This is a genomic window from Stenotrophomonas sp. 28608_Sma (genome assembly GCF_056486185.1).
In genome coordinates this window covers 2,028,501-2,046,592 of the sequence record NZ_CM151308.1, presented here as the reverse complement: position 1 = coordinate 2,046,592, position 18,092 = coordinate 2,028,501, and the positions used below count along the sequence as shown (strand labels likewise).

Annotated in this window: 15 protein-coding genes; 5 read left to right on the top strand and 10 right to left on the bottom strand. The window is 65.9% G+C overall.

The window, feature by feature from the left end; translation table 11 throughout:
* Positions 1-53 precede the first annotated feature (53 nt).
* Entirely contained in the window at positions 54-836 is a 783-nt protein-coding gene (locus tag ACZLHH_RS09600) for a lysine transporter LysE (protein WP_180845189.1), read from the top strand.
* A gap of 139 nt (positions 837-975) precedes the next feature.
* A complete protein-coding gene (locus ACZLHH_RS09595) occupies positions 976-2,193 on the top strand; it encodes an amidase family protein (protein ID WP_180845190.1) in 1,218 nt (405 codons plus the stop codon).
* Between the two features lie 305 nt (positions 2,194-2,498).
* Here ACZLHH_RS09595 and der read toward each other — a convergent pair whose 3' ends face one another.
* The 7 genes from der to ndk form a co-directional block, all read right to left on the bottom strand.
* Positions 2,499-3,896, bottom strand: a complete 1,398-nt coding sequence (gene der, locus ACZLHH_RS09590; protein ID WP_049453247.1) for a ribosome biogenesis GTPase Der — start codon at positions 3,894-3,896, stop codon at positions 2,499-2,501.
* Positions 3,897-3,913: 17 nt separating this feature from the next.
* The gene (bamB, locus tag ACZLHH_RS09585; RefSeq protein WP_032130494.1) at positions 3,914-5,122 is read right to left on the bottom strand and encodes an outer membrane protein assembly factor BamB; all 1,209 of its coding nucleotides are present in this window, start codon (positions 5,120-5,122) and stop codon (positions 3,914-3,916) included.
* Complete coding sequence (locus ACZLHH_RS09580; RefSeq protein WP_049399466.1) at positions 5,122-5,760, bottom strand: YfgM family protein; 639 nt, start codon at positions 5,758-5,760, stop codon at positions 5,122-5,124. The genes bamB and ACZLHH_RS09580 overlap by 1 nt, the downstream gene beginning before the upstream one ends.
* Positions 5,761-5,825: 65 nt before the next feature.
* Positions 5,826-6,698, bottom strand: a complete 873-nt coding sequence (locus ACZLHH_RS09575; protein ID WP_032130492.1) for a RodZ domain-containing protein — start codon at positions 6,696-6,698, stop codon at positions 5,826-5,828.
* Between the two features lie 18 nt (positions 6,699-6,716).
* Positions 6,717-7,502, bottom strand: a complete 786-nt coding sequence (gene pilW / locus ACZLHH_RS09570; protein WP_180845191.1) for a type IV pilus biogenesis/stability protein PilW — start codon at positions 7,500-7,502, stop codon at positions 6,717-6,719.
* Positions 7,489-8,694: a dual-specificity RNA methyltransferase RlmN gene (gene rlmN, locus ACZLHH_RS09565; protein WP_005409296.1), complete on the bottom strand. Its 1,206-nt coding sequence runs from the start codon at positions 8,692-8,694 to the stop codon at positions 7,489-7,491. Before rlmN ends, pilW begins: the two co-directional genes overlap by 14 nt.
* 10 nt (positions 8,695-8,704) lie before the next feature.
* Positions 8,705-9,130 (bottom strand): nucleoside-diphosphate kinase, encoded by a 426-nt coding sequence (ndk, locus tag ACZLHH_RS09560; protein ID WP_008265389.1) that lies wholly within the window; start codon positions 9,128-9,130, stop codon positions 8,705-8,707.
* Between the two features lie 325 nt (positions 9,131-9,455).
* On the opposite strand from ndk, the gene ACZLHH_RS09555 reads away from it, so the two are divergent.
* From ACZLHH_RS09555 to ACZLHH_RS09545, 3 genes are all read left to right on the top strand, one after another.
* The gene (locus ACZLHH_RS09555) at positions 9,456-10,109 is read left to right on the top strand and encodes a TetR/AcrR family transcriptional regulator (protein WP_180845192.1); all 654 of its coding nucleotides are present in this window, start codon (positions 9,456-9,458) and stop codon (positions 10,107-10,109) included.
* 39 nt (positions 10,110-10,148) lie between these two features.
* A complete protein-coding gene (locus tag ACZLHH_RS09550; protein ID WP_149909098.1) occupies positions 10,149-12,521 on the top strand; it encodes a 3-hydroxyacyl-CoA dehydrogenase/enoyl-CoA hydratase family protein in 2,373 nt (790 codons plus the stop codon).
* Positions 12,522-12,620: 99 nt separating this feature from the next.
* Positions 12,621-13,829: an acetyl-CoA C-acyltransferase gene (locus ACZLHH_RS09545; protein ID WP_049399460.1), complete on the top strand. Its 1,209-nt coding sequence runs from the start codon at positions 12,621-12,623 to the stop codon at positions 13,827-13,829.
* Between the two features lie 478 nt (positions 13,830-14,307).
* On the opposite strand, the gene galU is transcribed toward ACZLHH_RS09545, so the two are convergent.
* Genes galU through ACZLHH_RS09530 form a run of 3 tightly spaced genes read right to left on the bottom strand, consistent with a single transcriptional unit; the run spans position 14,308 to position 18,089 of the window.
* Positions 14,308-15,186: a UTP--glucose-1-phosphate uridylyltransferase GalU gene (gene galU, locus ACZLHH_RS09540; protein WP_019336276.1), complete on the bottom strand. Its 879-nt coding sequence runs from the start codon at positions 15,184-15,186 to the stop codon at positions 14,308-14,310.
* A complete protein-coding gene (locus ACZLHH_RS09535) occupies positions 15,183-17,096 on the bottom strand; it encodes a polysaccharide biosynthesis protein (protein ID WP_032130079.1) in 1,914 nt (637 codons plus the stop codon). Before ACZLHH_RS09535 ends, galU begins: the two co-directional genes overlap by 4 nt.
* A 3-nt stretch (positions 17,097-17,099) precedes the next feature.
* On the bottom strand, positions 17,100-18,089 hold the full coding sequence (locus ACZLHH_RS09530; protein ID WP_180845193.1) for an MraY family glycosyltransferase: 990 nt from the start codon (positions 18,087-18,089) through the stop codon (positions 17,100-17,102).
* Between the last annotated feature and the right edge of the window lie 3 nt (positions 18,090-18,092).

Here is an 18,092-nt window from a genome sequence, read left to right as displayed (position 1 = left end):
GCGTCCGCACCAGCCCACACTCGGCACTTTCTGTAGGTCGGTGGCAGGTTTACGTGCAGCAGTTCTTCATCGTCGCGGTGCTGTACGGCTTCGCCATGCTCCTGCCTGCTTCCAATCACGCGAAGATCCTGCGCACCGCAATGGGCGCGGGCGGGCACGCCGCCATGGCCGCGTCGTTCGGTATCGCCACCGGTACGGGCGTCATCTGCGCCACGGCTTTCGTTGCAGCGGCCATGGTGGGAAACCGCGGCCTGTGGACGCTGGCGATGCAGTGCACGGGCTGCCTCCTGCTGCTGCGCCTGGCGGGCATGTGCCTGCGCGATGCCGGGCTGACCACCCTCTCTCCGCTTTCCCTGCAGATGCCCTGGGGCCTGAGGGCCCGCTCCCGTTGGCCGCACGCCGAGGCTGGATGCCTGTTGGCGCTCGCCAGCACCAGCAACTGGATGCTGCAGTTCGCGTTGGCTGCCCTGCTTACCGGCCTCGTTGCCGACACTGGCACCAAGGCCGCTTACGTGGCCGGCCTGAGCGGCGTCGCGCTGTCGCTCGGCCTGCTGATGGCGTGGCTCGGCAGCCATCCGCGCAGGGCACAGGGGTGTTGCCGATTGCTTCCATGGCTGGAGCATGCCGCGGGCCTGCTGATCGGGGCGGTGTCGGTGGCGTACCTGGCAGGTGCACTGGGTACGACCCTGGTCTGGGCAAGCATCACGGGGCAGGTGCAGCTGCCGGAATCGATCCCCGCTACAAGCCAGGTGCAACCGGCTTCAACATCGCGGCGCGGCCGAGGCATCCCATGCGCGTTGCCGCATTGCCGCGCACGTCGCAGCAGTCCGCCATGATCGAGACATCGAGAACCAAACCCATGCCTGGCTGGCACGCCCAGCGCGCCCGCAACAGCAGCGTTCGGGTTTCATACTATTAGGCCGATGTTCGCACGGACAATCGCCACAACGCTTCGGAACCGACCACGAGATGAGCATGCACAGTAGTTACCCTGATGATCCGTCCGGCTCGATCGTCGAAAGGACCGACATAGCACCGCTTGGAGCCGGGCCTTTGGAGGGAACAACCTTCACGGTGAAGGACAATATCGATCTGGCGGGTCATAAGACCTCCTATGGCAGCCCCGCTTGGCGGGCCAGGCATCCTGCGCCGAAGCTCAATGCGCTTTGCGTCGATCAGGTATTGGCTGCGGGCGCGCGCTGCGTGGGTAAGGTCGTCGCGGACGAATTCACGTATAGCCTCGACGGCGAAAGCCAATTCTTCGGCACGCCGGTGAATGCCAGGGCTCCAGATCGCATTCCCGGCGGCTCTTCAAGTGGATCGGCAGCGTCGGTCGCCAATGGCGTGGCCGATTTCTCCATCGGCACCGATTCGGGCGGCTCAATCCGTGTTCCTGCGAGCCTGTGCGGTATTTGGGGCATGCGCCCATCCCTGCATCGGATTTCCGAAGCCGGCGTGCTGCCCTTCATGCCGAGCGTCAGCACGGTGGGCGTCGTTGCCGCATCATTGAACCTGCTTGATGCAGCGACACGGGTTTTGCTGCGCAGCAGCTCAAGCCAGCCGGCGCCGCTGCGACGTATCCTGGTCCTCGCCGATGCGCTGGACATTGCTGACGAAGCAGTGAGAAACCAGGCGGAGGCCGCCTTGCAGGCGATCGCCACCCGCACAGGCATCGAGCCGGAGACAGTCCGCTTCTCGCAGATCGTCGGCGCGGACGTTCCGCTAGTCGATTGCAATGTGAAGGCGCTTCGGAATCTGCAGACGGCCGAATTCCAGAGCACGGTTGGCAGCTGGATCGAAACACACAAGCCCGAGCTTGGCTTTGCCTTCTCCATGGCGTATGGAAATGTGCAATCGTTCGACCGGCTTACCGCACTCGACAGCATCACCCGCTGCGAATGGTTCTTCGAGAGGATCAATGCTTTCCTCATGCCCGAAACCGTCATCTGCTTCCCCACGACGCCTGTCATTGCCCCTCTCAAGGGATCGCTGACGACGCTGGAAGCCGTGCTGGACTTCTACGATAGGACAATGGCGATCACCGCCTTTTCCGGTGTCGCGCGGCTGCCCGAGATTTCCATGCCGTTGCTGACTGTCGACAATTGCCCGGTTGGACTCTCCGTTGCCGCTGGTCATTATCAGGATGAATTCGTGCTGGCCTCAGCCAGGCAGATGACAGAAGGAATTGCATAAGTCGAATCCAGTCCTGGCCCTAAAGAAGCGTCCATGCCCAAATCCCGTCGCTGAAAGGTCCCCTCGTCGAGTTCCACATCGAGGTAGGTCCCCCAGCGACCGCCCAGCGCACATCAATCAGCACAGCGCCTCAGGCCAGGCGCTCACGCGCCTGCGCGGGGGAATCTCTTCGATGCTCATGGCCGCATTGTCGGGCACGGGGCGCCGGACCGCGTCGACCGGTATCTGCGAACACGGGGGTTGTCGGCCAGCGGCCGGCACTACCACAAACGAAAAAGGCGGCCCTGCGGCCGCCTTTCTCTGCATCACTTGCCCTTGACGTGCTTCATCAAGCGCCGCTTGGCCTTGACCTGCCGCTCGGTGAGGACGTTCTTCTTGCCCTCATACGGGTTGGTACCCTCGCGGAAGATGAAGCTCACCGGGGTGCCGATCAGCTTGAAGCGCTTGCGGAAGAAGTTCTCCAGGTAGCGCTTGTACGATTCCTGCAGTTCCTTCAGGCGCGTGCCGTGCACGATGAAGGTCGGCGGGTTTGCCCCGGCCGGGTGCACGTAACGCAGCTTGGAGACGTGGCCGCGGATGGTCGGCGGCGGGTTGGTCTCGTACGCCACTTCCAGCGCCTTGTTCACTTCGCTGGTGGTGAAGGTCTTGTTCGCCGATTCGTGCGCGCGGTGCACCGCACGGAACAGCTCACGCAGGCCCGAGCCATGCTTGGCCGAGATGCGCACGGACTCGGCCCACGGCACGAAGCCCAGCTTCAGCGACAGCATGGTTTCCGCCTGCTCGCGCTGGTACTCGGTCAGGCCATCCCACTTGTTGATGGCGATCACCAGCGCGCGGCCGGCATCGAGCACGGCACCGAGCACGGTGGCGTCCTGGTCGGTCACGCCTTCGGTGGCGTCGAGCATCAGCACGGCCACCTGGCACTGCTCGATCGACTGCATGGTCTTGACCACCGAGAACTTCTCGACGACCTCGTCCACACGCGAACGACGGCGCAGGCCGGCGGTGTCGATCAGGCGGTACTCGCGGCCATCACGCTCCAGGTCCACTGCGATCGAGTCGCGGGTGGTGCCCGGCACGTCGGAGGCGATCATGCGCTCCTCGCCGAGGATGCGGTTGACCAGGGTGGACTTGCCCACGTTCGGGCGGCCGACGAAGGCGATGCGGATGCGGTTCGGATCGTTGTCCAGCTCTTCGCCGCTGCCTTCTTCCGGCAGGCGCTGGACCACTTCGTCCAGCAGGTCGTCCAGACCCTGGCGGTGCGCGGCCGACACGGTCAGCATCTCGCCGAAGCCGTAACGGGCGAACTCCGAACGCACGGTGTCCTCGTCGGTGCCGTCGATCTTGTTGATCAGCAGCAGCGTCGGGCGCGACAGCTTGCGCAGCCAGGCCAGGATCTCGTCGTCCATCGCCGAGGTACCCTCACGGGCATCGACCACGAACAGGATCAGGTCGGCTTCCGCCGCAGCGGCACGGGCCTGGCGGGTGGTAGCCCCTGCCAGACCCTCTTCCTCTTCCGCGATACCGCCGGTGTCGACGACGAGGAAATGATTGTCCTCGTCCAGACGGCAGACACCGTAGTTGCGGTCGCGGGTGACGCCGGGCTGGTCATGGACCAGCGCGTCACGGGTGCGCGTAAGCGCATTGAAAATAGTCGACTTGCCGACATTCGGCCGTCCAACCAGGGCGACCAAAGGCAGCATCGCGATTACTCCAATTTTTAATTTGCCAACCGGAAGGCGGTCAGCTTGCCATCAACGTTCTGCACCAGCAGCACCCCGTCTACGACGATTGGCTGGGCCAGCAGGGCGTCACCGCCGCTCTTTGCCCGTGCCGCCATCGCACCATCGGAGGTCTGCAGCCAGTGCACGTATCCCTTGTAGTCGCCGACCACGACGTAGTCGCCGTGCAGTGCCGGGCCGGTCAGCGAGCGACGGGCCAGTGCGGTCTGCGACCACATCGCCGCACCGCTGGCCTTGTCCAGGCCGAACACGCCGCCCTTGTTGTCGGTGACGAACACATTGCCAGACGAGACCGCCACGCCACCGGCACCGCCATGGTCGCGCGCCCACAGCGGGCGACCGGTCGGGCCTTCGATGGCCATCGTCTGGTTCTTGAAGCTGCTCACGAACAGGGTGTTGCCATCCAGCACCGGCGCACCGTCGACATCGGCCATGCGCTCCAGCTCGGTACGGCCTTCACCGTTGCCCACATTCTGTTCCCACAGGGTGCGGCCATCCTGCTGGGCCAGGGCGGCAACCGCGCCCTCGTCCTTGCCGATGAACAGCACGCCCGGGCCGGTCACCACCGGCGCGTTGCCACGCACGGTCAGCGCCGGCAGCTCGCTCGGGTTGAACCACTTCTGGGTGCCGTTGCCGGCATCGAATGCGGTGATGCGGCCGTCATTGCTGCGCACGTAGACCGCGCCCTGGGCGATGGCCGGCGCGGCGATGACTTCACCCGGAACACGGGCGCGCCACTTCTCGCTGCCGTCGTTGATGTCCAGGGCGATGACCTGGCCATCGAGCGTGCCGATCACGACCAGGTTCTCACCGACCCCCGGGCCGCCGGACAGGCGCAGCTTGGCCTTCTTCTTTTCTTTCTTCGGCTCCCAGGTCCAGACCTTCTTGCCGGTCTGCAGGTCGATGGCGTGCACGCCACCGGTGAGTGCCGCAGCGAACACGTGGCCGTTGGCCACGGCCGGGCCCTGGCGCACGCCGATGCGGCGCTCGCCCTTGCCGAGGTTGACCGACCAGGCCTTGTTGACCTTCACGGTCGGCTCGAACTTGACCAGCTCAGCCGGTTCCTGTGCCTTCTTCGCGGCCGCGTCCTTGCCGGCGAACCAGCCCTTCACGGTGCTGCAGCCGGTCAGGGCCATGCCCATCAAGAGCACGGTGGCGACGCGGGTGATCATGACCTTCTGACTCATCAAACCGACTCCGCAGGGGCGGCAACGGTGCCGCCGGCGTCCATAACCTTGGTTTCCAGCAGGCGCCGCTGCGGCGCTGCCACGTCCAGCGACTTCAGCGCTTTCTCGTACTGTGCACGGGCGTCGTCACGCTTGCCCTGCGCCATCAGCGCGTCGCCATGGATTTCCAGGCTGCTGCTGTCGGTGGCGCTGCCCAGCAGCTTGATCGCCTCGTCACTCTTGCCGGTGGCCACCAGCAGGCGGGCCACACGCTGGTCGACCACGCGCTGCAGGTCACCTTCGACCTTCACGCCGCGCAGGGTGGCCAGGGCTTCTTCGTTCTTGCCGGCGTCGACCTGGGCCTTGGCCAGCTGCAGCGCCGCGAGGTCGCCGTAGATGCTGGACGGGCCGGCTTCGAGCGCCTTGACCGCCTTGGAGGCGTCGTCGAGCTTGTTCTGCTGCAGGCCAACGAGCGCCTTCTGGTACTCGACATTGGCCGAGGCCAGCTTGCCGCCCTGATCCTTCTGGTACCACTGCCAGCCGGCAATGGCACCGATGGCGATGACTACGCCACCGAGGATGCTGGCGCCATTCTTCCGCAGCCAGCTGCGGACGCGTTCACTTTGTTCGTGCTCGTCGAGCAGATCGTCGATCGCCATGCGTACTCTCGCCCCGCCCATCGGGAGGGACCATTGGGATTAATCGAAGGTGGTGAAACCGCGCCTCAGTGCGAAACCGGGACTACGGAGCCTTCAGAGGATACCTGAAAGCGTGCCACGTTGGCTCGCTGGTAGGGGGTCAGATCGACGATAGCGCCGTTCTGCTGAACCTGGACCGCCGAGGCGTTGCCCAGGGTCACCCGGGTCACCTGGCCCGGCGTGAAGCTGCGGCTCTCGCCGGATTTGATCAGCGCCTTCTCGACGGTAGCGCCGTCCGGGCCGCCGATATCGACCCAGCTGTCGCCGCTGAACTGCATGTCCAGCGTGTTGGCGGCAGCCGCCGGTGCCGGGGCTGAACGCGGCACCGGGGCCAGCGAGGCTACGTACGGGGTGGCGGCCGGCTTGCTGGCCGGGGCGCTCGCCACGTCAGCCACGGCGGCCGGCTCGACGCCCGCGGCAGACGGGGTCACCGGCACAGCGGCCGGGATCGCGTCCAGCGAAGCGGTGTTCGGCGACGGCGTCGCACTGCCATCAAAATGACCACGGGTGGCGAACCACACCGGCACCGCCAGCACCGCGGTGATACCGACATACAGCACGCGACGGCCGAGATTCTCGGCAATGCGGCGCGCACGCGGGGTATGGGTATGGCTGACCAGGGTGGGCGGAACCACCGGGCCGACCTGGGCCTGCTCCAGCAGCTGGCTCACATCCACGTCCAGCAGGCGCGCGTAGCTGCGCAGCTGGCCGCGCACGAACACCGGCGCCCCCAGCTTCTGCCATTGCTCCTCTTCCAGCGACTTGACCACCTGGACCGGCATGCGCAGGCGCGAGCCGACATCTTCGAGGGTCAGTCCGGCCGCCTCGCGGGCCTGGCGCAGGCGGCTGCCGCAGCCGGCCGCAGTCTCGAGAGCGCTCACAGTCTGGTCATCAATCACAATGCATCAACCCTGGAGTTAGGAGCCCGCTTCCTGCGGAAATTCCTGTCGAATGCGCTGAAGATAGCGGTCAGATGCCGCCCGATCTCCCAGCCGCGCTTCGATTTGAGACGCAAGTTGTAACACGGAACGCGTTGCGGGTGCAGCCGCAATCCTACGTTCGGCGAAGGCCCGGGCCTCCATGAAGCGGCCCTGGCGGAAGCTGAGCTGGGCCATCGCCTCCAGCGCGACCGGGTTTCCCGGCAGCGTTGCCAGCGCCGCACGCAGGTCGCGCTCGGCACGTTCGAACTGGCCGGCATCCAGCGCACAGCCCCCGGCATTGGCCTGGGACTCGGCCGGCGTGGCGTAGCCCGGCGCCTGCAGCGCACGATCGAACCAGACCAGCGACTCGGCCGGCCGGCCCTGCTGGCACAGCCACGCGCCGTAATTATTGAGAATGTCCCCGCGCTGCGGTGCCTGCTCGGCAGCCCTGCGGAAGCTCTCGCCAGCCTGCTGGGTCCGGCCACGGCGCTCGTCGATGCCGGCCAGCAGCACCAGCGCATCGGGCGACTCGGGGGCCAGCTTCAGCGCCTCGCGCGCCTTGCGCTCGGCCGCATCGAGGTTGCCCACCTGCATGTCGCGGGCGGCCAGGGCCAGCAGGTCCTGCAGGCGCACCTGGCGCCGCACGCTGTCCGGATCACGGACCGAGTAGACCGGCGCCTCGCTGGGGCCCAGCCGGGCCTTGGGATGGGATTTGCAGCCGCCGACCGCAACGGCCAGCATGCCTGCGAACAGAACCAGCCAGAGGCGGTCAGGCCGCGGCATCGCTCCCCTTCCCCGCCTGCAGCGTCTTGTTGAACTCCGCCTGGCGGCGGGTGCGGTCCATCACCTGGCCCTTGAGCTGGCCACAGGCGGCGTCGATGTCGTCGCCACGGGTGCGGCGGACCATGGTCAGCACGTTGCTGTCGAGCAGGATCTTCTGGAAGGCACGGATGTGCGCTTCTTCCGAACGCTCGTAGCGGGTACCCGGGAACGGGTTGAAGGGAATCAGGTTGACCTTGCCCGAATCCTTGGCCTGCACCGCGTTGTCGAACTGCCGCATCAGGCGGGCCAGCTCGCGGGCATGCTCGGGCTTGTCGTTGATGCCCTTCATCAGGGTGTATTCGAAGGTGACCGATTCACGGCGCTTGTTGGCGCGCAGGTAACGTGCGCACGAGGCCATCAGCTCGGCGATCGGGTACTTCTTGTTGAGCGGCACCAGGGTCTCGCGCAGCGCATCGTTCGGCGCATGCAGCGACACCGCCAGCGACACGTCGCTTTCGGCAGACAGGCGGTCGATCTGCGGCACCAGGCCGGAGGTCGACAGGGTCACGCGCTTGTTGGCCAGGCCGTAGCCCAGGTCGTCGCGCATCACGCTCATGGCGCGCACGACGTTGTCGAAATTCATCAGCGGCTCGCCCATGCCCATCATCACCACGTTGGTGAGGCGGCGCATCTGGTGCGGCACGTTGCCCAGGTGGCGTGCGGCAACCCACACCTGGCCGATGATCTCGGCGGTGGTCAGGTTGCGGTTGAAGCCCTGGGTGGCGGTGGAGCAGAACGTGCAGTTCAGGCCGCAACCGACCTGCGAGGACACGCACAGCGTGCCGCGGGTCTTGTCCGGGATGTACACGGTCTCGATGGCGTTCTTGCCATCCACGCCCATCGCCAGCAGCCACTTGTGGGTGCCGTCGGCAGAGGGCTTGTCGAACACGATGTTGGGAACCAGCACCTCGGCATGGGCCTGCAGCTTGGCGCGCAGGACCTTGCCGAGGTCGGTCATTTCATCGAAGTCGGTGACGTAGCGATGGTGGATCCACTTCATCACCTGATGGGCACGGAACTTCTTCTCGCCGAGAACCTCGACGAAAAACTTCTCCAGGCCCGCGCGATCGAGGTCGAGCAGGTTCTGCTTGCCAGCCGTGGGTGCCGACTTCGGCAGCGGCTGGATGGCGGGGGACTGTACGACCTCGTTCACGGCATTACTCTCAGCGCGAAACGACTTCGGTGGCGGCGAAGAAGTAGGCGATTTCAATCGCGGCATTCTCGACCGAGTCCGAGCCGTGGGCGGCGTTGGCATCGATGGATTCGGCGAAGTCGGCGCGGATGGTGCCCGCAGCGGCTTCCTTCGGGTTGGTGGCGCCCAGCAGGTCGCGGTGGGCCAGGACGGCGTTCTCGCCTTCCAGGGCCTGGATCATCACCGGGCCGGAGATCATGAACTCGACCAGCGCGTTGAAGAACGGACGCTCGCGGTGCACGGCGTAGAAGCCTTCGGCTTCACGGCGCGACAGCTGCTTGTACTTGGCGGCCACGACCTTCAGGCCGGCCTTCTCGAAGCGGGCGTAGATTTCGCCGATGACGTTCTTGGCAACGGCGTCCGGCTTGATGATCGAAAGGGTGCGCTCCAGCGCCATGGGATGTCTCCAATGGAATCGGGCCGCTGATGGCCCGAAGGGTAACATGAAAAAAACCCGCGTCGGGACGCGGGCTTAGCCTGATAAACGTAGGCGAATTGTAAAAGATAAAGCGGCAGGGTGGTAGTGCCGGCCGCTGGCCGGCAGGCTGGCGCCCCACGGGCTGCCTGCGGTTGCCGGCCAGCGGCCGGCACTACCCTTTGCGCCCATTCACCCACCTGAGTGAAATCTGACCGGTCCGGGCATTTTTGCTGCACTGCAAAATGTCATACGCTACCGTCTGGTCCTAGTATCAAACAATCGTTTGATTAAGGTCCGCCCACCGATGGCCAAACCCGCCCACTTCTCGACCAAGGACCGGATCCTCGGCGCGGCCGAGGAGCTGTTCGCACAGCACGGCTTCGCCGGCACTTCGCTGCGCCAGGTGACCAGCCAGGCCGACGTCAACATCGCTGCGGTCAACTACCACTTCGGCTCCAAGGAAAACCTGGTCAACGAGGTGTTCCGCCGCCGCATGGACGAGATGACCGGCGCGCGCCTGGCGCAGCTCGAGCGCGCCCGCAGCGAACACCCCGGGCAGCTGCGCCCGGTGCTGGCCGCCTTCGTCGAGCCGGCACTGGCGCTGGCCCAGGACCGCCAGAACGGCGGCGCCTTCGTGCGCGTGATCGCCCGCGCCTACGCAGAGAAGAACGACAACCTGCGCAAGTTCCTGTCCGACCACTACGGTCACGTGCTGCGTGCGTTCGGCAAGGCGATTGCCGAATGCGCGCCTGACCTGAGCAAGGAAGAGCTGTACTGGCGCCTGGACTTCCTGGCCGGCTCGCTCACCTATGCCATGGCCGACTTCGGGCTGATCAAGCGTCCCGCCGGTGTCACCGAAGCGGCGCATCGTGCCCATGCCGCCCGCGAACTGATCCATTTCGCCGAAGCCGGGTTCCGCGCCGCCGCACGCGCCAGCGCCCTGCCCGCTTCCCTTTGATTCCACCCAGTAACTGCTGACCAACAAAGGCCCTACACCATGTCCAATTCCCTGCTAGTCCGCCGCGCCGCCGTGCTGGGTGCCGGCGTCATGGGTGCCCAGATCGCCGCCCACCTCACCAACGCTGGCGTCGACACCGTGCTGTTCGACCTGCCCGCCAAGGAAGGCCCGGCCGACGGCATCGTGCTGAAGGCGATCGCCAACCTGGGCAAGCTGAGCCCGGCGCCGCTGGCCAGCAAGTCGCTGGCCGAAGCCATCACCCCGGCCAACTACGAGTCCGGCCTGGAGCAGCTGAAGGACTGCGACCTGATCATCGAGGCCATCGCCGAGCGCATGGACTGGAAGCAGGACCTGTACAAGAAGATCGCGCCGTTCGTGGCCGACCACGCGGTGCTGGCCTCCAACACCTCGGGCCTGGGCATCAACAAGCTGGCCGACGTGCTGCCCGAGCAGCTGCGCCACCGCTTCTGCGGCGTGCATTTCTTCAACCCGCCGCGCTACATGCACCTGGCCGAGCTGATCCCGGCCACCACCACCGACGCCGCCGTGCTGGAAGGCCTGGAAGAATTCCTGGTCACCACCTTGGGCAAGGGCGTGGTGTACGCCAAGGACACCCCGAACTTCATCGGCAACCGCATCGGCGTGTTCTCGATCCTGTCCACCATCCACCACACCCAGCAGTTCGGCCTGGGCTTCGATGAAGTGGACGGCCTGACCGGCCCGCTGGTCGGCCGCCCGAAGTCGGCCACCTACCGCACCTCCGACGTGGTCGGCCTGGACACCATGGCCCACGTCATCAAGACCATGGGCGATACCCTGCCCAACGACCCGTGGCATGAATTCTTCAAGTCGCCGAAGTGGCTGGACGCGCTGATCGCCAAGGGCGCGCTGGGCCAGAAGACCGGCGCCGGCATCTTCCGCAAGGTCGGCAAGGACATCGTCGTCCTCGACCTGGAAAAGCAGGACTACCGCGCTGCTGATCGCACCGCCGCACCGGAAGTGGTCGAGATCCTGAAGATCAAGAACCCGGCGGAGAAGTTCGCCAAGCTGCGCGAGAGCCAGCACCCGCAGGCGCAGTTCCTGTGGGCGACCTTCCGCGACCTGTTCCACTACAGCGCCTACCACCTGGCCGACATCGCCGAGACCGCCCGCGACGTCGACCTCGCCATCCGCTGGGGCTACGGCTGGTCGCTGGGCCCGTTCGAAACCTGGCAGGCCGCCGGCTGGAAGCAGGTGGCACAGTGGATTGCTGATGACATCGTCGCCGGCAAGAGCATGAGCAACGCCCCGCTGCCGGATTGGGTGTTCGATGGCCGCGACGGCGTGCACGCCGCCGAGGGCAGCTACAGCCCGTCGCGCAACGCCAAGCTGCCGCGCTCGTCGCTGCCGGTGTATCAGCGCCAGCGCTTCCCCGATCCGCTGCTGGGCGAGAAGTTCGCGCCGGGCGAGACCGTGTTCGAGAACGACGGCCTGCGCATGTGGCACGACGGTGATGGCATCGCCGTGGTCAGCTTCAAGACCAAGATGAACACCGTGTCCGACCAGGTGCTCGACGGCCTGCAGGAATGCGTGTCACTTGCCGAAAAGAGCTTCCAGGGCCTGGTGATCTGGCAGCAGAAGGAACCCTTCTCCGCCGGCGCGGACCTGGCCGGTGCGCTCGGCCTGCTGCAGGCCGGCAAGGTCGACCAGTTCGAAGAGATGGTCGCCAACTTCCAGCGCACCAGCCAGCGCATCAAGTACTCGCTGGTGCCGGTGGTGGCTGCCGTGCGTGGCCTGGCGCTGGGTGGTGGCTGCGAGTTCCAGATGCACAGCGCCAAGACCGTGGCCTTCCTGGAAAGCTACATCGGCCTGGTCGAGGCCGGCGTCGGCCTGCTGCCGGCCGGTGGTGGCCTGAAGGAACTGGCCGTGCGCGCCTCGCAGGCCGCCGGCCCGGGCGGTGACGTGTTCGCCGAACTGAAGAAGACCTTCGAAACCGTGGCGATGGCCAAGGTCTCCAACTCGGCGGTCAACGCCAAGGAACTGGGCCTGCTGCGCAGCACCGACAAGGTGGTGTTCAACAGCTACGAGGCCCTGCACATCGCCAAGGCCGAAGCGCGCGCCCTGGCCGAAGCGGGCTACCGTCCGCCGCTGCCGGCACGCCGCATCCAGGTGGCCGGCGACGTGGGTATCGCCACCTTCAAGATGATGCTGGTCAACATGCTGGAAGGCCGTTTCATCAGCCCGTACGACTACGAGATCGCCGAGCGCATCGCCACCGTGCTGTGCGGTGGCAAGGTCGACCGCGGCACCCTGGTGGACGAAGAGTGGCTGCTGACCCTGGAGCGCAAGCACTTCGTCGAACTGGCCCAGCAGGAAAAGACCCAGGCCCGCATCGCGCACATGCTGAAGACCGGCAAGCCGCTGCGTAACTGATTGATGGCGGGTGCCGGCCCCTGGCCGGCATCCCTCTGCCTCTGGTAGGTGCCCACCTTGGTGGGCACACCGGCAAAACCTATTCGAGAGATCACTGCAATGACCAAGCAAATCCAGGACGCCTACATCGTCGCCGCCACCCGTACCCCGGTTGGCAAGGCGCCCAAGGGCATGTTCCGCAACACCCGCCCCGACGACATGCTTGCGCACGTGCTGCGCAGCGTCGTCGCCCAGGCCCCGGGCGTGGACGTCAACCGCATCGATGACGCGATCATCGGCTGCGCCATGCCGGAAGCCGAGCAGGGCATGAACGTGGCGCGCATCGGCGTGCTGCTGGCCGGCCTGCCCAACACCATCGCCGCGCAGACCGTGAACCGCTTCTGCTCCTCCGGCCTGCAGGCCGTGGCGCAGGCCGCCGACGCGATCCGCCTGGGCAACGCCGACCTGATGCTGGCCGGTGGCACCGAATCGATGTCGATGGTGCCGATGATGGGCAACAAGATCGCCATGGCGCCGAGCGTGTTCGACAACGACCACGTGGCCATCGCCTACGGCATGGGCATCACCGCCGAAAAGGTGGCTGAAGAGTGGAAGGTCTCGCGCGAAGACCAGGACGCCTTCGCCCTGGCCTCGCACCAGAAGGCCATGGCCGCGATCCAGAACGGCGAGTTCAAGGACGAGATCAGCCCGTACGAGATCGTCTCGCACCTGCCGGACCTGGCCGATGGCCAGCGCATCATCACCCGCAACAAGATCGCCGACACCGACGAAGGCCCGCGCCCGGATTCCTCGGCTGAAGGCCTGGCCAAGCTGCGCCCGGTGTTCCGCAACGGCCAGTTCGGCGGCACCGTCACTGCTGGCAACTCGTCGCAGATGAGCGACGGCGCCGGTGCCGTGCTGCTGGCCTCGGAACAGGCGATCAAGGATTACGGCCTGACCCCGCTGGCTCGTTTCGTCAGCTTCTCGGTAGCCGGCGTGCGCCCGGAAGTGATGGGCATCGGCCCGATCGCCGCGATCCCGAAGGCACTGAAGCAGGCCGGCCTGACCCAGGACCAGCTGGACTGGATTGAACTGAACGAAGCGTTCGCCGCGCAGTCGCTGGCGGTGATCCGCGATTGCGGCCTGGACCCGAACAAGGTCAACCCGCTGGGTGGCGCGATTGCCCTGGGCCACCCGCTGGGTGCGACCGGCGCGATCCGCACCGCAACCCTGCTGCACGGCCTGCGCCGTCGCCAGCAGAAGTACGGCATGGTGACGATGTGCATCGGCACCGGCATGGGCGCAGCGGGTATTTTCGAGGCGCTGTAAGGTTCAAAGCGTTGCCGGTCGGGATGTCGGCGTACTGCAGGGCCCGGGTGGGTGAGACTGCCCGGGACACGCCGTGAACCCGTCCCTGGGGGCTCGATGGCGCCATCCATGGCGCCAACGGTCCCGGTCAGCCTCACCCACCCGTGCCAGCCAGCATTCCACGCGGCGGAGGGGTGAGCAGAAGCAAAGTCTGGGGTCAGAGCCCTTTGCGCAGCAAAGGGCTCTGACCCCAACAAGCAAAAAAGGCAGCCACCGGCTGCCTTTTTGCTTTTGCTTTTGCTTTTGCCCTTGATTCCGCCCTTCCCGTCCGCGCCACACGGAAACTGTCGAGAGGGGGCGGATGGCCCTCTCCAAAACCGTTGGCGCCATGGATGGCGCCATCGAGCACCAAGGAAGGGCTTTGGCGTGTTTTGGAGAGGGCCATCCGCCCCCTCCCCCACGTATCAATCAAGGCGCAGCACGGAGCGCTTGATAAACCTTACTCCGCCAACATCGCCGTCAGTTTCTCCCGCGCCGGCCCTGCCAGCTTCGGGTTGTCCAGCGCGAAGCGGATCGTCGCCTCCACCAGCCCCAGGTGCGTGCCGCAGTCGAAGCGGGTGCCCTCGAAGCGGTAGGCATCGACCTCTTCGGTCTTCAGCAGCTGCGCGATCGCATCGGTCAGCTGGATCTCGCCACCGGCACCACTGCCGGTCTGTTCCAGCAACTCGAAAATCTTCGGGCTCAGCACATAACGGCCAACCACCGCCAGATCGCTCGGCGCGTCCTCCGGCTTGGGCTTCTCCACGATCTGCGAAATGCGCCCCTTGCGGCCGTCGAACGCGTCAGTGGCAACGATGCCGTAGCTGGCAGTCTTGTCGTGCGGCACGTCTTCAACGGCAATCACGCTGGCACCACTGGCCTCGTTGAGGTCTGCCATCTGCTTCAGTGCGCCGTCGCCGCGGTTCCAGATGAGGTCGTCCGGCAGCAGCACCGCGAACGGCTCGTCACCGATCACGGCCTTGGCGCACAGCACCGCATGGCCCAGGCCCAGTGCTTCGGCCTGGGTCACGAAGATCGCGCGCACGCCATTGGGCAGCACATGGCGGATCATCTCCAGCTGCTCCTGCTTGCCGGCTCGCTCGAGCTTCTGCTCCAGTTCGTAGGCCTTGTCGAAGTAGTCGGCCACGGCATGCTTGTAGCGGTTGGTGATGAACACCAGCGTGTCGCAACCGGCTTCAATCGCTTCATCCACGGCGTACTGGATCAGCGGACGATCAATGATCGGCAACATTTCCTTCGGAACCGTCTTGGTTGCCGGCAAAAAGCGCGTCCCGAGCCCTGCCACTGGAAAAACTGCCTTGCGAATTCGCTTGCTCATTGGTGCCTGTTGGCCTCACGTGCTGGAAAGGGCACGACTTTAGCGGATGAAATGTAAGCATCCTGTTCGATGGGAGAGAACTCCGGCATCGTCGCGAACAGGATCTCCTGGATGCTGGTCGTGTCATAACCAGCCACGGCATCGCGCAGGCGCGGGACATTGCCCAGCACCAGGTCACGCGAGAACGTACGTACACCGGCCTCGAGAATCTTCGGGTGCGCGGTGGAACGGTAGTCCTCGTCCGAATAGAACAGCGTCTCGTGCAGCTTCTCGCCCGGACGCAGCCCGGTGTAGATGATCGGAATGTCCTTGTACGGCTGCTTGCCGGCCAGGCGGATCATCTGCTCGGCCAGCACGCGGATCGGCACCGGCTCGCCCATGTCGAGCGTATAGATCGCACCATGCGATGCCGAAGCGGCCGCCTGCAGGATCAGCTGGCAGGCCTCCGGGATGGTCATGAAGTAGCGACTGACTTCCGGGTCGGTGACGGTCACCGGACCGCCACGCAGGATCTGTTCGCGGAACAGCGGCACGACGCTGCCGGCCGAGGCCAGCACGTTGCCGAAGCGCACCGTAACGAAACGGGTATGCGTGGACTTCTGGTCCAGGCTCTGGCAGATCATCTCCGCATAGCGCTTGCTGGCGCCCAGTGCATTGACCGGGTCGACCGCCTTGTCGGTGGAGATGAACACGAAATGCTCAACGCGCGCTTCCAGGCAGGCGCGGGCCACGTTCTCGGTGGCCAGTATGTTGTTGCGCACCGCTTCGCGCAGCTGCCGCTCCAGCACCGGCACGTGCTTGTAGGCAGCCGCATGGAAGGCGGTGTCGACCGGATGCAGCGACAGGGCGTGGCGGATCACCGCCGGGTCACCGCAGTCGCCCAGCACCGCTTCGATCTCGACATCGGGGAAGCTGCGCCGCAGCTCGCCTTCGATGGTCAGCAGCAGCAGTTCGCTGATCTCGAGCAGGATGATGCGGCCGGCACCATGCCGTGCGCACTGGCGGCAAAGCTCGGAGCCGATCGAACCGCCGGCACCAGTGACCATCACCGTACGCCCGCCCAGCCAGCCACGGATCAGGTTCCAGTCCGGCATGATCGGCTTGCGGCCCAGCAGATCCTCGATCGCCACTTCCTTCAGCTGCCCCGGCAGCGACTGGCCCTGCAGGATGTCGCTGAGCTTGGGCACGGTGCGGAACGGCACGCCGGTGCTCTCGCAGATGGCGACGATCCGCTGCATGCCCGCCGCGTCCAGCGACGGGATGGCGATCACCAGCAGCTTGGCTGCCGTCTCCCGGACCACTGTCGGCGCATCGTCCAGGGTGCCGAGGATCGGCAGGCCCTGCAGCTTGGCGCCGCGCAGGTGCGGCGCATCGTCCAGCAGGCCGACCGGCTCGAAATTACCGGAACGGCGCAGGTCACGGACCAGGGTCTCGGCGGCCTGGCCGGCACCCAGGATCAGCACGCGGCGCGCGGACGAGTCCGACTGCAGTGCCTGATAGTCCTTCCAGGCCCGGTACAGCAGGCGCGGCGCGCCCAGCAGCGCCGACAGCGCGAACGGATAGATCACCAGCACCGACATGGGCACGCCGTCGAAGCGCTTCCACATCAGCACCAGCACGATGGCGACCATGCCGATGAAGCTGGCCTTGAAGATGTTCAGCAGGTCGCTGACGCTGGCGAACCGCCACAGGCCCCGATAGAGGCCCACGCGCCAGAACACCATGCCCTGCAGCAGCAGCACCAGCGTGGTGTCAACGTTCCAGAGAGGGAGCTCGGGGGCGTTGGCCAGGATCGAATACCGCCCCGCGTGGAGCAGCTGCCAGCATGCCCAGACCATGAACAGGTCGTGGCAGACGATGGCCGAACGCGGCATCAGGCCGAGGATTCTGTCCCGCCAGGGTGAAGCCATAAGTCAGGTATTTCCTTTTGGGTGGCGCAATCCATTGCGCAGGAGGAGCCAGAGGACGCTCAGCGCAATGAACCACGCGAACGCCACGGCAGCCTCCCACCTCGGCTGCAAATTGGAGCAGACATTAAGCACTGTAATACTGAACAGGCCCAAAGCAAAGTACATCCCTGTTACCTGGGCGTGACTGGCTCCTGCCTGCACCGCGCGCTGGTAGACATGCTGGGTATGGGGTTCCATCCAGCGTTGTCCGGAAATGATGCGCGCCAGCAGTGTGAAGCCTGCGTCCACAAGGAACGGCGATGCCGACACCAGCAGCAGGATCCAGTGGATGTCGGTCTTGACGCTGGCCAGTGCCAGCACTGCCGCCACCGCGTAGCCCAGCGCGCCACTCCCGACATCGCCCATGAAGATCCGGGCCCGCGGGAAGTTGAACGGCAGGAAGCCCAGGCAGGCCAGGCCCAACGCGACCGCCACCAGCGAGTACGGCCAGGGCAGCAGCGGCGCCAGCCCCAGCGCGACCACGATGGCTTGGCTGGCCGCGATGCCGTTGATCCCATCCATGAAATTCCAGATGTTGATCAGCGAGGCGGTGAACAGCAGGACCAGCACGGCCAGCAGCCAGCTGCCACCGTGGACCTTGACCAGCGCGGCCAGCAGCGCGGCGGCGATGAAGTGCACCATCAGGCGGCGCATGGCCGGCAGCGGCCGGTGGTCGTCCCACCAGCCGATACCCGCCACCAGCGCCAGGCCAAGGCTGGCGACCAGCAGGCTCGGACGCGCTTCGGGCCAGGCCCACATGGCAACACCGGCGGTCACCAGCAGGCTGATGACAATGGCGATGCCGCCGCCGCGGGGGGTCGCCACGCTATGGCTGCGCCGCTCGCCCGGCTGGTCAAACAGTTGTCGGCGCAGCGCATAGCCCCGCGCCGCCCAGGTCAGTGCCGCACTCAGCAGGGCCAGGCCCAGCAGCGCGCCCATCACGAGCCACGGCATGGA

What these genes read in the sequence shown, in the direction of transcription:
- ndk (WP_008265389.1), bottom strand. Translation starts at nt 9,130, where the DNA reads ATGGCGCTGGAGCGCACCCTTTCGATCATCAAGCCGGACGCCGTTGCC.
- galU (WP_019336276.1), bottom strand. Translation starts at nt 15,186, where the DNA reads ATGAGCAAGCGAATTCGCAAGGCAGTTTTTCCAGTGGCAGGGCTCGGG.
- bamB (WP_032130494.1), bottom strand. Translation starts at nt 5,122, where the DNA reads ATGAGTCAGAAGGTCATGATCACCCGCGTCGCCACCGTGCTCTTGATG.
- ACZLHH_RS09580 (WP_049399466.1), bottom strand. Translation starts at nt 5,760, where the DNA reads ATGGCGATCGACGATCTGCTCGACGAGCACGAACAAAGTGAACGCGTC.
- ACZLHH_RS09545 (WP_049399460.1), top strand. Translation starts at nt 12,621, where the DNA reads ATGACCAAGCAAATCCAGGACGCCTACATCGTCGCCGCCACCCGTACC.
- pilW (WP_180845191.1), bottom strand. Translation starts at nt 7,502, where the DNA reads ATGCCGCGGCCTGACCGCCTCTGGCTGGTTCTGTTCGCAGGCATGCTG.
- ACZLHH_RS09555 (WP_180845192.1), top strand. Translation starts at nt 9,456, where the DNA reads ATGGCCAAACCCGCCCACTTCTCGACCAAGGACCGGATCCTCGGCGCG.
- ACZLHH_RS09595 (WP_180845190.1), top strand. Translation starts at nt 976, where the DNA reads ATGCACAGTAGTTACCCTGATGATCCGTCCGGCTCGATCGTCGAAAGG.
- ACZLHH_RS09530 (WP_180845193.1), bottom strand. Translation starts at nt 18,089, where the DNA reads ATGCCGTGGCTCGTGATGGGCGCGCTGCTGGGCCTGGCCCTGCTGAGT.
- ACZLHH_RS09535 (WP_032130079.1), bottom strand. Translation starts at nt 17,096, where the DNA reads ATGGCTTCACCCTGGCGGGACAGAATCCTCGGCCTGATGCCGCGTTCG.
- ACZLHH_RS09550 (WP_149909098.1), top strand. Translation starts at nt 10,149, where the DNA reads ATGTCCAATTCCCTGCTAGTCCGCCGCGCCGCCGTGCTGGGTGCCGGC.
- der (WP_049453247.1), bottom strand. Translation starts at nt 3,896, where the DNA reads ATGCTGCCTTTGGTCGCCCTGGTTGGACGGCCGAATGTCGGCAAGTCG.